This window comes from Spirosoma aerophilum, from assembly GCF_054782495.1.
Genome location: NZ_BAAGSJ010000005.1, coordinates 276,297 through 290,131, shown reverse-complemented (window position 1 = coordinate 290,131; position 13,835 = coordinate 276,297). Strand labels below are relative to the sequence as shown.

Sequence of the window (13,835 nt, the reverse complement as noted above, 5' to 3'; positions counted from 1 at the left end):
GGTAACTTTTTGCCCCATCAACCTCTGTGCGCTTTGTGCCGCAACGGCGGACCGTCTCTGTGGTTAAAAAAATGTCCTAAACCCGTTTAATAAGCTCAATTCAACATACATACAGCCATTGTTCACGTTACTTTAAGCTAAGTAATGAATTGTAAATTAGATGATTGAGAATAATTTATTTCATCCCGACTAAGGAGGGACCTTCGGTAAGTTAGACAATTTTGTCTCATCCGAAGATTCCTCCTTAGTCGGGATGACAAAAAAATGAGCTTTGTTCAGTCTTTATAACAGCCTTTATTCACTCAAATGGAGTGAATGAGAGCAGTGGCAAGCTTAAGTCTGAAGAGACGAGTTGTTCGTCAAAGCATTACTCCCGAACGTGAATGGTACTTTGACGAAGTCGCAGAAAGGTGCCATTCCGATTGGAAAAGTCGGCTCGAATTTCAGCGGCCAGCGACAAAGCGATTTCTTCGGGCGACACCGCGCCAATGTCCAGACCAACGGGGGCATGAATACGCGCAAAATCAGTTTCGGCAATGGGAGTGCCTTCGTCAGCTAATTCGGCCCAGATTCGTTCCGATCGGACACGGGGACCCAGCATGCCAATATAAGGGACGTTGGTTGCCAGCACCTTCGGCAGGTTTTGCTTATCGGTCTTGTAATCGTGCGACATGAGCACAATAGCTGTGTGCTCATCGAAGAGAATATCCTGAAAATTCTCGGGCAAGACGATCTCATCGACTAGGGTGGCTATTTTTTTGTTGACTTTCAGCGGATTCGCTACGACCGTTACCCGCCAGCCAATTTCTTTCACCAGGCGAGTGAGTGGATACACATCATATTGGTGCCCCCAAAGGACCAGGTGGATTTCTGGGGAAAGTATCTCGATAAAGGCTTCCAGCATCGAACCATCCGGGCTATCGAACCGATAGGGGGCCGATACACCTTTGGTGATCCGGGCCTGGATTTTCTCGTCCAGCTGAGCCTGAATAGCCGCGTGGTCCAGCACATCGAGGCTTGTTGAATCAATATAGCGAATCACGTCCCCTTCTTTGATCGAAGACCAGTCCCCTTCCAGGCCGGTGATGGTGATGAGGACGTTCGTTTGGCGACGGGCGTTCATGCAGTTTTTGAGTACTTCGACAGGATTATTTTTGTCGGTAAAATCCAACGGGGTAAACAGCACGTCGATGATGCCGTTGCACCCCAGTCCAACGCCGATCTGGTGTTCATCGTCGGTGGTGGTATCGTAGGTGATTTTAGACGGCGAAGCCTTGGCAATGGCTAATCGGGCTCGTTTGAGCGCATCGCCCTCCAGGCACCCTCCGCTAATACCGCCAATCCAGACGCCGTCGCTCATAACCAGCATCCGGGCACCGGTACGACGATAGGAGGAACCTTCTACCCGCACCACCGTGGCCAAAGCGGCTTGCGTGGTTTGAGGGTCGAGGTGGTCGTAACCATCAATTATTGCTTTAATCTCTTTCATGCCTGGATATAGGTTGACGGATTGGCATCAAATTTAACCTTACAACCGTCACAACAGAAATATACCTTGGTGCCTTTATACTCAACAATATGTTTGGCAGATGTTTTGTCTACCGGAATATGACAAACAGGATTTACATAGAATTTGTCTTGTTCCGTAAACGTTTCTACTGAATCGGACGGCGACGGCTGGCTTCTGACCGTCTGAATAATTTCGGCCAGAATACTGATAGCCACTTCGTTGGGTGTTTTGGCCTTAATGTCGATACCTGCCGGGGTTTTAATGGCCGAAAGCTCGCTTTCCGGTACGCCCGCTGATCGCAAATAGGCAAAAACAGATTCCCGTTTTTTCCGACTGGCGACAAACGCCACATAGGGGAGGTTTACCTTTAGCGCTGCTTTCAACGCCATCTCGTCCTGCTCGCCCTGCGTGGCGACCACCACAAAGGTATGCTTGTTGACAGGCGTTTTGGTGAAACTGAATGCTATTTTAACGTCGTCGACGCCGGTAAATGTTCCTTCGGGTATCCCCATGGCCATGACCGTTACCCGATAGTCGAGGAGCTTGGCGGTGGTGGCCAGGGCCTGCGCAATGGCCGATTTTCCCATGATGATCAAATGCGTTTTGGGCAGTATCGGCTCAATAAACAAGTCGACACTGCCACCACTCTGACACGTCATTTTATATTCTTTGATGCCCTGTTGAGGAGCCACGTCGGGGTTGGGGCTTACCCGTACCAGCCGGGGGCGGCCTTCCTGCATGGCGGCACTGGCTTCTTTCAACACGATGCCTTTGGTGCAGCCACCGCCTACCCATCCCCATACCTCACCCTGGCTGCTGATGATGGCCCGGTCGCCCGCTTTGCCCGAACTGGGAGCTTCGCGCCAGACGACCGTAGCCGTGGCAAACAGTTCGTTACGCTGGCGGAGGAAGTTGTATTGCGTCAAAAATTCGTCAAGCATGGGCTAAAATGGTTTCAAGTTCTAATAGACTATTCAGGGTGTGGGCGGCATTAAAGGCGTCGACGGAGGGCAGGGCGGCTGCCATACCCCTGGCCGTTGGCTCGTAGCCGTTCATGCCTTTGAGTGGGTTGAGCCAGACTACTTTTTTGGCTTTGCGATGAATGCGCTGCATCTGCTCCGCTAGTTTTTCAACGCTCCCCGTCTCCAGCCCATCGCTCAGGATAATTACGGTAGGTGAGCCATTCAGGGTGCGTTTTCCGTAAGTATCGCAATAGGTTTCCAGACAGTCGCCGATTTTTGTACCGCCCGACCAGTTGTTGGCCTGTTGATTGAGCAGGGACAAAACCGTCTCGATCTGGTTGTGCTGCAGGGCTTTGCTGATGCGAATCAGGGTAGTGCTGAACACGAAAGCCTCAACTTGACGAAACTGTTCGCGCAGCACCATGATGAACCGAAGCAGAAAGAAACTGTATTTGTCCATCGAACCACTGACGTCGAGCAGCACAATGAGCCGTTGCTTTTTGGGTTTCCTGGCCCGCCGGAACAGCTCTACCGGCTCTCCTCCGTAGCTGATGCTCCGCCGGATGGTTCGACGCAGGTTGATGCTGCCTTCAGTAGTGCTTTCCTTCATGCGTCGGCGCAGACGGAGGGCAATTTCCCGGAACAGTTGTTGAGCAATTTCTTCCAGTTGCCGGACATCAATGTCGTTGACTTTGGCAAAATCGGTTTGACGTAGCCGCTCGATCTCATTCGCCCCCGATACGGTTTTTGCTTCCTGAAGGATGTCGGCCGTTTTGCCTGCTCCCAGCAGCACCAGCGTGTTGTTGGTCTTCTTTTTGACGGCTCCCTGAATACTGGTTTTGTTTTTCTCTTCCCGCAGATCAATGGGGTTGGTATCCCAGTACAAGGTGAAAAGCCGGTCGAAAATTTGCCGCTCTTCGGGCGAGGTGCAGAAAATCGCTTTTAGTGAATACCTGAGCGATGAGCGGCTGGTTAGCAAATCATTATTGGCCGCGTGGAGCGCATCCTGCGTTTCCTGGATGCCCACATTAAGGCCATGGCTGCGCACAAATTGGGCAAACCCGACAATCGACTCCGTGAGGCTACTCGTGGCGAAGGCTTGTAACTTCATCTGGGCGGTATTCCGTTTTTATCGCTCGTATATCATCCACCGATTTCAGAATGCTGCCTAGCGTTTGCTCGATGGCTTTGCGGTTCAGGTCGCGATGGCCCAGCGCTACCAGCGATTCGGCCCAGTCGAGGGTTTCGGAGATGCCCGGTGTTTTTGCCAGTTTCCGTTGCCGCAAATCCTGTACAAAGTCAACCACCTGCGCCAGCAATTGAGGCTCAATCTGGGGCAACCGCTTCTGTACAATCGCCATTTCTTTTTCGAGCGAGGGGTAGTCGATCCAATGGTACAGACAACGCCGTTTCAGGGCATCACTCAACTCGCGGGTCCGGTTCGACGTCAGGATGATGTAGGGCTTATGCGTGGCTTTGATCGTCCCGATTTCGGGAATGCTGATCTGAAAGGCGGAGAGCAGTTCGAGCAAAAAGGCTTCAAACTCTTCGTCCGAGCGGTCCAGCTCATCAATCAGCAGCACCGGCGATTGCGTTTCGTTGGTAATCGACTGCAGGAGCGGGCGTTTGAGCAGGTAATCGGCCCCGAAGATGTGCTTCTCTTTCTCCAGCACCGATAAACCGCTCCCTTCCTGAAGTTTGATACCCAGCAGTTGTTTCTGGTAATTCCACTCATACACAGCCGCGTTGACATCCAGCCCTTCGTAGCATTGCAGCCGGATGAGGGGTGTTTGCAGCATCTCGCTCAGCACGAGGGCGATTTCGGTTTTTCCGACCCCCGGCGGCCCTTCGAGCAGCAGCGGTTTGCGAAGCGTAAGCAGTAGAAAAAGTACCGTCGCCAACTCTTCATCGGCGACGTACGTATGATTTTCTAAAGCAGCGAGTATCTCAGAAGAGTTTTTTAATGAATCCACCAATACCGGATTTTGATTCGTCAGATGTACTGTCTACGGCCGTTTCAGCGGTTGAGGCATCCGTTGCTGCGGGGGCAGCCAGCTTCTCTTTGAAATTGGATACAAACTGATTGAAGACCTGGTTGGACACATCGTTGATGAGCCGGGCGCCAAACTGCGCCAGCATGCCGGTTATGCTGATGTCCATGGTGGCTTCCACGTGCGTTTGCCCATCCACTTCGGTCAGGGTGGCATTCATGAGCATTTCGGCGCTGCCTTTCCCTTTGCTGTCGAGCCCCAGGCCTTTCAGCGTCATTTTTTTGTTGACGGCATCCCGCTCAACAAACGTTACCAGGCCGTCGTAGCCAGCTTTTACGGGTCCGAACTTAAGGCCAACGTATCCTTTATAGTTATCGGCATCGACCTGTTCGGTGAGCGACGCGCCCGGAACACAGTCGACAATTTGCGGTGGATTAGTCAGCGTCGCCCAGACGAGTTCGATGGGCTGCGCGACGTCAAATGATTTGGTGAGATTAGTCGTCATTTTTTCTTGGTTTAAGGCTTACGGTTTACGGTTCAGCAACATTGAACCGTAAACCGTAAAGTTTGTGGTTACACAACTCCCTTTTCCCGCAGTGCCTTCCAGACTTTGAACGGCGTGATGGGAATGTCGAGGTGGGTGATGCCGTAGGGCGACAGCGCATCGACGATGGCATTGGCGATGGCCGGTGGTGCGCCCACCGTTGGCGACTCACCCACACCTTTGGCCCCGATGGGGTGGTGCGGAGATGGCGTAATGGTATGCCCCGTTTCCCATTTCGGCGACTCAACAGCCGTTGGCACGAGGTAGTCCATGAGTGTACCGTTCAGGATGTTGCCATCTTCGTCATACACCAGTGATTCGTACATGGCTGGGGCGATACCCTGTGTAAGGCCACCGTGAACCTGCCCTTGCACAATCATCGGGTTGATGATGTTGCCGCAATCATCAATGGCAACAAACCGGCGAACGTGAATGCCGCCCGTTTCCTTGTCCAGATCGACCACGCAGATGTAGGCGCCCGAAGGGAACGTCAGGTTTGGTGGATCGTAGTAATGGGTGGCTTCAAAGCCCGCTTCCATACCCTGCGGGTGGTTGGTATAGGCGGCAAAGACCAGTTCCTGAATGGTTTTGGCTTTCTCGGGCGCTCCTTTTACAAAGAATTTGCCCGGCTCCCACTCCAGATCATCTTCGCTTACTTCCAGCAGGTAAGCCGCAATTTTGCGGGCTTTATCCCGGAGCTTGCGGGCGGCAATGGCCGCAGCGGCACCCGCCGTGGGTGTGCTTCGGCTGGCATACGTACCCAGGCCGTAGGGGGCGGTATCGGTGTCGCCCTCTTCAATCTGTATGTTTTCGGCCGGGATACCCAACTCCTCGGCAATGATTTGGGCGTAGGTAGTTTCGTGGCCCTGTCCCTGCGATTTGGTGCCGAAACGGGCAATCGCCTTGCCGGTTGGGTGTACCCGAATCTCGGCGCTGTCGAACATTTTGATACCCAGAATGTCGAAGTCCTTTGAGGGACCGGCACCCACCACTTCGGTAAACGTCGAGATACCAATGCCCATCAATTCGCCTTTGGCCCGCTTTTCTGCCTGCTCTTTTCGCAGACCATCGTAGTCGATGGCTTCCATGGCCTTTTTGAGCCCCGCTTCGTAGTCACCACTGTCATAAATCCAGCCGGTGGGCGAGTGCCAGGGGAAAGCTTCTTTCTTAATGAAATTCTCGAAACGTAACTGAGCCGGGTCTTTGCCAACTTCCAGTGCAAAGCGGTCGGTCATGCGTTCGATGGCGTGAACGGCTTCGGTCACGCGGAACGAGCAGCGATAGGCAACCCCTCCCGGTGGCTTGTTGGTGTAAATCGCATCGGCTTCCATATAGGCCGTGCCGTAATCGTATGACCCGGTAGCAATGGAGAACATACCCGTCGGGAATTTCGATGGATTAGCCGACGCATCGGTATAGCCGTGATCGGCCAGCACTTTGAAGCGGGTCGCCTGAATCTTACCGTCTTTAGTACCCGCCATTTCGGCGGTGATGTGGTAGTCGCGGGCAAACGAGTCAGCTTGCAGGTTCTCGCTCCGGTCTTCGATCCACTTTACGGGTTTGCCAATCAGGAACGACGCGGCAATGGCAATCACATAGCCCGGATATACCGGTACTTTGCCGCCAAAGCCTCCCCCAATATCCGGCGAAATGACCCGTACTTTCTCCTCGGTCAGCCCCACGTGGCCAGCCACCAGCGCAATGACCGTGCGGATGGCGTGAGGAGCCTGCGTGGTCATGTACATGGTGAGGTGATTGTTGACTTTGTCGTAGTCGGCCACGCAGCCGCAGGTCTCAATAGACGCTACGTGAATGCGCGGGATGTGCATCTGCTCTTTAACCACCACGTCAGCATTAGCGAAAACTTCTTCGGTTTTGGCTTTGTCGCCTACTTCCCAGTGCCAGATGTGGTTGTCGGTCTTGCCCGGCTTGTCGGTCCGCAACACGGGTGCCGATGGGTCGAGCGCCTTGAAGGGGTCGATAACGGGCTTCATCGGCTCATATTCCACCCGGACGGCTTCGCGGCCGTCGCGGGCGGCATAGCGGCTGGTGGCAATAACGGCCGCCACTTCCTGCGCCTGATACATGACCGTATCGGTCGGCAACACCATTTGGGTGTCCGACATGAGGGTGGGCATCCAGTGCAGGTTGTATTGCTCCAGGTCACGGCCCGTAACAACGGCCAGTACACCGGGCACTTTGAGCGCGGCTTCGCTGTCAATCTTTTTAATTTTAGCGTAGGCGTAGGGGCTCCGGACAATGTCCATATAGAGCATGCCGTCGAGCTTGATGTCATCGACATAGTTACCCTTACCCTGTAGGAATCGGGCATCTTCTTTCCGCTTGATGGAATGGCCCATTCCACCAATGGCTTTCGATGTTTTACACGTTTGCATTATAGCTGATGAGTTAAGAATCGGTGAGATTAAACGAATTCGGGTTCGGTCGAAGCGGGCTCCTCGCCCCGTATTTTGGCTCCTGCATACTGGATGGCTTTTACAATGTTGTTATAGCCGGTGCAGCGGCAGAGGTTGCCCGAGATGCCCCACCTGATCTCGTCTTCGGTTGGGTTCGGGTTGTTTTCCAGCAGCTCGGTAGCGCGCATCATCATGCCCGGCGTGCAAAAGCCGCAGTGCAAACCGTGGTTCTCCTTGAACCCTTCCTGAAGGGGGTTCAGGGCGGCACCCGGCGCACAAAGTCCTTCGACGGTCGATACGGATTTGCCATTGGCCTGCACAGCCAGTACCGTACAGGATTTTACCGATTTGCCATCGAGCAGAATCGTACAGGCTCCGCAGCTGCTGGTATCGCAGCCGATGTGCGTACCGGTCATGTTGAGGTTTTCGCGGATGAAGTGAACAAGCAGCAAACGGGGTTCTACCTCGGCGGTATGGGCCTGTCCGTTTACGGTGATGGTTATTGGTTTCGTGGGCATATACTGAATGTTTGAATGGTTGGGAGTTTCTAGGCGATGGCTCGTTCGGCAGCTTTATGGATCATTCGTTTGACCAGCACACCCACCATGGCCCGCTTGTATTCTTCGTCGCCACGCAGATCGGACGATGGGTTGCAATCTTCCGAGGCAAAGAGGGCGGCTTCGGCAATCACGTCATCCGTCAGGGTTTTACCCAGCAGGGCCGCTTCAGAGCGTTCGGCGCGGAGTGGCAGGGGATTTACGTTGGTAAGCCCGATACCGGCATAGGTACATACGCCGTTGCCATCGAGTGTTAACTGAACGGCTACACCCGCCGTGGCATAATCACCCACTTTGCGTTCCAGTTTATGATAGGCGCTACCGGTTCCGGCCGCTGGCATGGGAATCTGAATCTCGGTCAGAATTTCGTCGGGCTGGAGGGCGGTCATGTAGAAGCCCATAAAAAACTCATCGATCGGGATGCTGCGCGACCCCTCTGACCCGGTGGCGACAACCGTAGCGTTGAGGGCTAGCATAACGGCGGGGTGGTCGTTGGCGGCATCGCCGTGCGCCAGGTTACCGCCGATGGTACCCATGTTCCGTACCTGCGGGTCGGCAATCAGCTTGGTTACGTCGCCAAAAATGGGGAAGTGCTCTTTCAGCAACGCCGAGTGTTCGAGGGCGGCTTCCCGCGTCAAGGCACCAATTTTCAGCGTCTGCCCGTCTACCGAAATATCGGACAGACCGGGGATATTGTTGATGTCGATGATATGTTCCGGCGATGCAAACCGGAGTTTCATCATGGGGATCAGGCTATGCCCACCCGACAGAATTTTGGCCTCGTCGCCATACTTCTGAAGCAGCGCGATGGCTTCGTCCAGGGTGGTAGGGGCCTCGTAATTAAAATCTGCAGCGATCATTTGGGATAATAAATGGTTTAGGTGAAATGCAATTCATGGTAAAAACTGTCATTGGTATACGTCGCTCTTCGACCATGCCGTCAACGACCAGGAAATGTTACACTAGTTTACTCAACCACCGGTAGCCGCGGCCATTGTAAAAACTGCCTGAAAACAGGAGGATAGCCCCGACATAATACCAGCCCATGGAATCGGGAGTAAACAGACCTATGCCCAGAAAAGAAAGGCCGGAAAGTGCTATGCATAGGGCCGTACGGGTGCCCTTACCCCGGTAGTTTGTCGCAATGCTGCTAAAACAAATTGCTGCCAGCCCAATGGCCAGCCAGGTTCCCCAGCCGATTTGAAAGTTGACAACTGATGGGGCTCCGCAGATAGCCATTGAACTTGTATAGGCAACTATACAGAATGGACATTTTGGGAGCAGAAGAACAAGAAGAGCTGAGGCTGTAGAATACCAGTGACCGTCTGGCTGTTTTCCAGATGAATTACCCGCATGGCAAGCCATGCATGGGGTTTCCTGCACATAATCCATTTGATGAAGTCAGTTAAAAAACTACAGGAGTATACGTTGAGCAGGGACGGCTTAAAAAGTGGTAATTTATGTGTATTTACTTTAATTATTCTTCTAAATACATCATTAAATTTTATTTTTTATTAAAATATTCATATGAAAATTAAAGCATTATTATTTGATCGATGGCATAATTCAGCCAACAGCCCATGTATCGTTAGATGGTTTTCGGATTAGTTGATCGGGGTTTTACCGAGAAGTGATCAACAAATAGGCATCCTATTAATGAAGCTTCGTAACAACCGATACCACATGACGAATAGCGGCATCAACCTCGGCTTCTGTGGTGAAGCGGCCCAGACTAAATCGCACCGAACTGTAGGCCTGATCATCCGATAATCCCATTGCTTTCAGGACGTGTGATGGATCGGTGGAAGCCGAGGTGCAGGCTGACCCATTGGAAACCGCAATTTCATTGAGGGATAGTAACAGCAGTTCCCCGTCCAGTCCCGAGAAACAGATGTTAGTCGTATTGGGCAGACGGAATTGGCGGCTTCCATTAACGGTCGCGTTGGGTAGCTGGGCCAGAATCCCCGCTTCAAGTTGATCGCGCAGGGCCACAATTCGCACTGTTTCGGTGGGCAGATGAAGCTGTGCCTGGCGGGCCGCTTCACCCAGTCCAACAATGCCCGGTACGTTGAGGGTGCCGGAACGTCGCCCCCGTTCGTGCCGACCGCCATCCTGCTGGGCGGTGAGGGTGACGTTTTTTCTGACAATCAAGGCCCCAATGCCTTTAGGCCCGTAGAGTTTGTGTCCCGACAGACTCAGCAAATCAATGGGGCTGTTGGTCATTGAAAGCGGTAATTTGCCAATGGCCTGAGTAGCGTCGGTATGGAATAAAGCCCCCTGTTTGTGAGCGACTGCACCGATTTCCTGAATCGGCTGTAAAACGCCCGTTTCGTTATTGGCCGCCATGACGGACACCAGCAAGGTATCCGGCCTGATCGCTGCCTCCACCTGATCGGCCGTAATAAGCCCATCACTACCGGGCTGAAGATAGGTGACCTCAGCCCCCTGACGGGACAGGTGTTCGAAGGTGTCCAGCACGGCTTTGTGTTCGGTGCTGACGGTGATAAAGTGCCCCGCCCCCCGATGTTTATTGGCCTCCCAAACACCTTTTAGCGCCAGATTGATCGACTCGGTGGCACCACTGGTAAAAACTACTTCTTTTCGATCGACGCCCAGTAGACGGGCGAGTTGTTGCCGGGCTTCATCAACTGCTTCTTCCGCTTTGGCACCAAAAACGTGCGTACGCGAAGCCGCGTTGCCGAAGTGCAGGCCGAAGTAAGGCAGCATGGTTTCCAGCACCACCGGGTCGACGGGTGTGGTGGCATTGTAATCGAAGTAAGCAGGGTAGTTCATGGATCAACCTGGTCTGTTGTCAATACAACGTTCGGGCCGGGGAAATTCAGTTGCTTTTATTTTTTTACGACTTCAATATGCTTCGGTGATGGATGTATTAAACAAGAAGCGCGATAGGAAGTATTCCTTATCGCGCTTCTTGTTTAACAGGGTAAACCCTATTCGACGGTTACCGATTTGGCCAGATTACGGGGCTGGTCGACATTACGACCGCGCATCACGGCAATGTCGTAGGAAAGGAGTTGCAAGGGTATCACTGAGATCAGAGGCATCAAAATCTCATGTACTTTCGGAATCTCAATCGTGAAATCGACCATACCGGGCAACTGGGTGTCGCCTTCGGTCGTGATCGCGATCACGCGGCCTTTACGGGCTTTTACCTCCTGAATATTCGACACAACTTTTTCGTAGGAACTGTCTTTGGTGGCAATGACCACGACCGGCATATCTTCGTCAATGAGGGCAATGGGGCCGTGTTTCATCTCAGCCGCCGGGTAACCTTCGGCATGGATGTACGAGATTTCTTTCAGTTTCAGCGCACCTTCCAGGGCCACCGGAAAGTTCAGACCCCGGCCGAGGTAGATGAAATTCCGGGCGTAGGTGAAGATATACGCGATTTCTTTGATCTTGTCGGCCGCTTGCAATACCCGTTCAACTTTGGCGGGAATACTTTCCAGTTCGGCCAGCAGTTGCCGGAAAAGCGAGTCCGAAATAGTGCCTTTTCGTTTGGCCGCAGCCAGTGCCATTAACGTCAGTACCGTTACCTGGGCTGTGAACGCTTTGGTGCTGGCCACCCCAATTTCAGGTCCTGCGTGTGTGAAAGCACCGGCATGGGTGGCCCGCGCAATGGATGATCCCACTACGTTACAAACGCCGAAGATCGTGGCACCTTTCGATTTCGCCAGTTCAATGGCGGCCAGCGTATCGGCCGTTTCGCCCGATTGGGAAATGGCAATAACGATATCGCCTTCCTTGATGATCGGGTTGCGGTACCGGAATTCCGAAGCATACTCTACCTCGACGGGAATACGGGCCAGTTCTTCAAAAATGTATTCGGCTACCAGACCTGCATGCCACGACGTACCACAACCAATGATTACGATACGTTTCGACTTCGCCAGCTTATCCAGGTAATCACGCAAGCCGCCGAGTTGCAGGGTACCTTCATCGGCCTTCACGCGACCCCGCATGGAATCGGCAATGGAGCGGGGCTGCTCAAAAATTTCTTTAAGCATGAAGTGGTCGAAGCCGCCCTTTTCAATGGCCTCCAGCTCCAGTTCCACCTTATGGACATAGGGCGTGGTGGTGGTATTATCGAGCGTAACTACGGTTAGCTCACCATTTTTGATAACGGCTACTTCGTAATCGTTGAGGTAGATGACGTCTTTGGTGTATTCGACAATGGGTGTCGCATCGGATGCCAGAAAAAACTCGTTCTCGCCAACACCAATCACGAGCGGTGAACCTTTGCGGGCCGCTATGAGCTGGGTGGGGTCGCTTTCGTTCATGATAACAATGGCGTAGGCACCTACTACTTCCTGCAACGCCAGTCGTACCGCTTCTTCGAGGGTACCGCCGTTGTTTTCCCAGATATCTTCGATAAACTGACCAAGAACTTCCGTGTCGGTTTCGCTGCTGAACGTGTGGCCCTTTTTGAGCAATGCCTGCTTGATGGATGAGTAGTTCTCAATGATGCCATTGTGAATGATGGCCAGCTTACGGTGGAATGAGTAATGCGGGTGAGCGTTCACATCGTTCGGCTCGCCATGCGTGGCCCAGCGCGTATGACCCATGCCAATAGTGGCGTGCAGCGCTTTGCCCGCCAGTTCCTGCTCCAGCGCGGCCACTTTTCCTTTTTTCTTGTAAACGTTCAGGCCCTCGCCATTCATCAGCGCCACGCCTGCACTGTCGTAGCCCCGATATTCGAGTCGTTTTAAGCCTTTTATTACTATTGGACACGCTTCCTGGTGTCCTACATAAGCGACAATACCACACATAAGTCAATACATACCGGAACGCCGGTGCGTTTATCTGTTGGAACGGATAAAAGGAGATAAACTGATTTTGAAAGTAAATTAAACTTAAAAAGCCGGAAACGTCCGGCTTTTTAGAAGGGTCTTACTGATATTGAACAAGCTAGTGTACTAGCCAGCCAGCTGCGTATACAGGTTGTAATAGCGGTCGGTTACATCTTCGTCTTCAACAGCGTCGAACTTGTGTTCGGGGAAGTCCGTCAAAATGGCGTTCAGGCTTTCGCTCGATTCTTCTTCGGCCCGAACAACGGCGTCGGCATAGGTAGAGCCAATGCGGATAAAGCCTTCGAAATCGGCCGTTTTTAGCTCGGCCAGCATTTCGTCGTCAATATCCATCATGCGTGCCTTTTCGATGATGTCGCCTTCAAAGCGGTGCTCAAACGAATTGTTGTAGACCGTAAAAACTGACTTAGTGTCTTTGAACATGGGGTCATTTTTGTAGGTCGTTTTCAGATACAGCGGGATTAAAGCTGTCATCCAGTCATTGCAATGAACGATATCGGGTGCCCAACCTAGTTTCTTAACCGTTTCGAGCACGCCTTTGCAGAAGAAAATCGCCCGTTCGTCGTTATCGTCGTAGAATCGATTCTCCTTATCGTGAAAAACATATTTCCGCTGGAAATAGTCTTCGTTATCAATGAAATAAACTTGCAATTTCGCCGTCGGAATAGAGGCAACCTTGATAATCAATGGTTTTTCATCATCTCCTACGGCAATATTAATTCCCGACAACCGTACCACCTCGTGCAACCGGTTTTTTCGCTCGTTAATAAGCCCAAAGCGAGGCACCAGAATTCTAATTTCCATCCCACGCTCCTGCATGGCCTGCGGCAATTTGCGGACGAAATCAGCGACGTCAGACGTTTTCAGGAAAGGGTTGATTTCGCTGGCAACGTAAAGGATGCGGAGTTTGCTCATAAGTTAGGGGAAGCGTGTGTTGTCTGAGTGAACCAAAAAACTTGCAAAATTATACAAATTTTTCCCGTATTTCAATACGTTTTGTGCAAAAAAGATCAGGTTCCCGTATC

At 52.4% G+C, this 13,835-nt stretch carries 12 protein-coding genes; all 12 read right to left on the bottom strand.

Annotated features, from left to right (window positions below; translation table 11 throughout):
* Window positions 1-367 precede the first annotated feature (367 nt).
* The gene (locus ACYVK4_RS07620) at window positions 368-1,489 is read right to left on the bottom strand and encodes an XdhC family protein (RefSeq protein WP_461126897.1); all 1,122 of its coding nucleotides are present in this window, start codon (window positions 1,487-1,489) and stop codon (window positions 368-370) included.
* Window positions 1,486-2,451 carry an XdhC family protein gene (locus ACYVK4_RS07615; protein ID WP_461126896.1) on the bottom strand — a complete coding sequence of 322 codons (966 nt, stop codon included), beginning with the start codon at window positions 2,449-2,451 and terminating at the stop codon, window positions 1,486-1,488. Before ACYVK4_RS07615 ends, ACYVK4_RS07620 begins: the two co-directional genes overlap by 4 nt.
* A complete protein-coding gene (locus ACYVK4_RS07610; RefSeq protein ID WP_461126895.1) occupies window positions 2,444-3,583 on the bottom strand; it encodes a vWA domain-containing protein in 1,140 nt (379 codons plus the stop codon). Before ACYVK4_RS07610 ends, ACYVK4_RS07615 begins: the two co-directional genes overlap by 8 nt.
* Window positions 3,555-4,445 carry an AAA family ATPase gene (locus ACYVK4_RS07605; RefSeq protein ID WP_461126894.1) on the bottom strand — a complete coding sequence of 297 codons (891 nt, stop codon included), beginning with the start codon at window positions 4,443-4,445 and terminating at the stop codon, window positions 3,555-3,557. The genes ACYVK4_RS07610 and ACYVK4_RS07605 overlap by 29 nt, the downstream gene beginning before the upstream one ends.
* Window positions 4,420-4,968, bottom strand: coding sequence for an SRPBCC family protein (locus ACYVK4_RS07600; RefSeq protein WP_461126893.1), 549 nt, complete (start codon window positions 4,966-4,968; stop codon window positions 4,420-4,422). The genes ACYVK4_RS07605 and ACYVK4_RS07600 overlap by 26 nt, the downstream gene beginning before the upstream one ends.
* A 68-nt stretch (window positions 4,969-5,036) precedes the next feature.
* A complete protein-coding gene (locus tag ACYVK4_RS07595; RefSeq protein ID WP_461126892.1) occupies window positions 5,037-7,403 on the bottom strand; it encodes an aerobic carbon-monoxide dehydrogenase large subunit in 2,367 nt (788 codons plus the stop codon).
* A gap of 29 nt (window positions 7,404-7,432) precedes the next feature.
* The gene (locus ACYVK4_RS07590) at window positions 7,433-7,942 is read right to left on the bottom strand and encodes a (2Fe-2S)-binding protein (RefSeq protein WP_461126891.1); all 510 of its coding nucleotides are present in this window, start codon (window positions 7,940-7,942) and stop codon (window positions 7,433-7,435) included.
* Window positions 7,943-7,971: 29 nt separating this feature from the next.
* On the bottom strand, window positions 7,972-8,841 hold the full coding sequence (locus ACYVK4_RS07585; protein ID WP_461126890.1) for an FAD binding domain-containing protein: 870 nt from the start codon (window positions 8,839-8,841) through the stop codon (window positions 7,972-7,974).
* A gap of 97 nt (window positions 8,842-8,938) precedes the next feature.
* Window positions 8,939-9,220, bottom strand: coding sequence for a hypothetical protein (locus ACYVK4_RS07580; protein ID WP_461126889.1), 282 nt, complete (start codon window positions 9,218-9,220; stop codon window positions 8,939-8,941).
* 414 nt (window positions 9,221-9,634) lie between these two features.
* Window positions 9,635-10,774 carry a cysteine desulfurase family protein gene (locus tag ACYVK4_RS07575; protein ID WP_461126888.1) on the bottom strand — a complete coding sequence of 380 codons (1,140 nt, stop codon included), beginning with the start codon at window positions 10,772-10,774 and terminating at the stop codon, window positions 9,635-9,637.
* A 158-nt stretch (window positions 10,775-10,932) separates the two neighbouring features.
* Window positions 10,933-12,771, bottom strand: a complete 1,839-nt coding sequence (gene glmS / locus ACYVK4_RS07570; RefSeq protein ID WP_461126887.1) for a glutamine--fructose-6-phosphate transaminase (isomerizing) — start codon at window positions 12,769-12,771, stop codon at window positions 10,933-10,935.
* Between the two features lie 147 nt (window positions 12,772-12,918).
* The gene (locus tag ACYVK4_RS07565) at window positions 12,919-13,725 is read right to left on the bottom strand and encodes a glycogen/starch synthase (protein ID WP_461126886.1); all 807 of its coding nucleotides are present in this window, start codon (window positions 13,723-13,725) and stop codon (window positions 12,919-12,921) included.
* Window positions 13,726-13,835: the final 110 nt, after the last annotated feature.

What these genes read in the sequence shown, in the direction of transcription:
- ACYVK4_RS07620 (WP_461126897.1), bottom strand. Translation starts at nt 1,489, where the DNA reads ATGAAAGAGATTAAAGCAATAATTGATGGTTACGACCACCTCGACCCT.
- ACYVK4_RS07615 (WP_461126896.1), bottom strand. Translation starts at nt 2,451, where the DNA reads ATGCTTGACGAATTTTTGACGCAATACAACTTCCTCCGCCAGCGTAAC.
- ACYVK4_RS07610 (WP_461126895.1), bottom strand. Translation starts at nt 3,583, where the DNA reads ATGAAGTTACAAGCCTTCGCCACGAGTAGCCTCACGGAGTCGATTGTC.
- ACYVK4_RS07600 (WP_461126893.1), bottom strand. Translation starts at nt 4,968, where the DNA reads ATGACGACTAATCTCACCAAATCATTTGACGTCGCGCAGCCCATCGAA.
- ACYVK4_RS07595 (WP_461126892.1), bottom strand. Translation starts at nt 7,403, where the DNA reads ATGCAAACGTGTAAAACATCGAAAGCCATTGGTGGAATGGGCCATTCC.
- ACYVK4_RS07590 (WP_461126891.1), bottom strand. Translation starts at nt 7,942, where the DNA reads ATGCCCACGAAACCAATAACCATCACCGTAAACGGACAGGCCCATACC.
- ACYVK4_RS07585 (WP_461126890.1), bottom strand. Translation starts at nt 8,841, where the DNA reads ATGATCGCTGCAGATTTTAATTACGAGGCCCCTACCACCCTGGACGAA.
- ACYVK4_RS07580 (WP_461126889.1), bottom strand. Translation starts at nt 9,220, where the DNA reads ATGGCTATCTGCGGAGCCCCATCAGTTGTCAACTTTCAAATCGGCTGG.
- ACYVK4_RS07575 (WP_461126888.1), bottom strand. Translation starts at nt 10,774, where the DNA reads ATGAACTACCCTGCTTACTTCGATTACAATGCCACCACACCCGTCGAC.
- glmS (WP_461126887.1), bottom strand. Translation starts at nt 12,771, where the DNA reads ATGTGTGGTATTGTCGCTTATGTAGGACACCAGGAAGCGTGTCCAATA.
- ACYVK4_RS07565 (WP_461126886.1), bottom strand. Translation starts at nt 13,725, where the DNA reads ATGAGCAAACTCCGCATCCTTTACGTTGCCAGCGAAATCAACCCTTTC.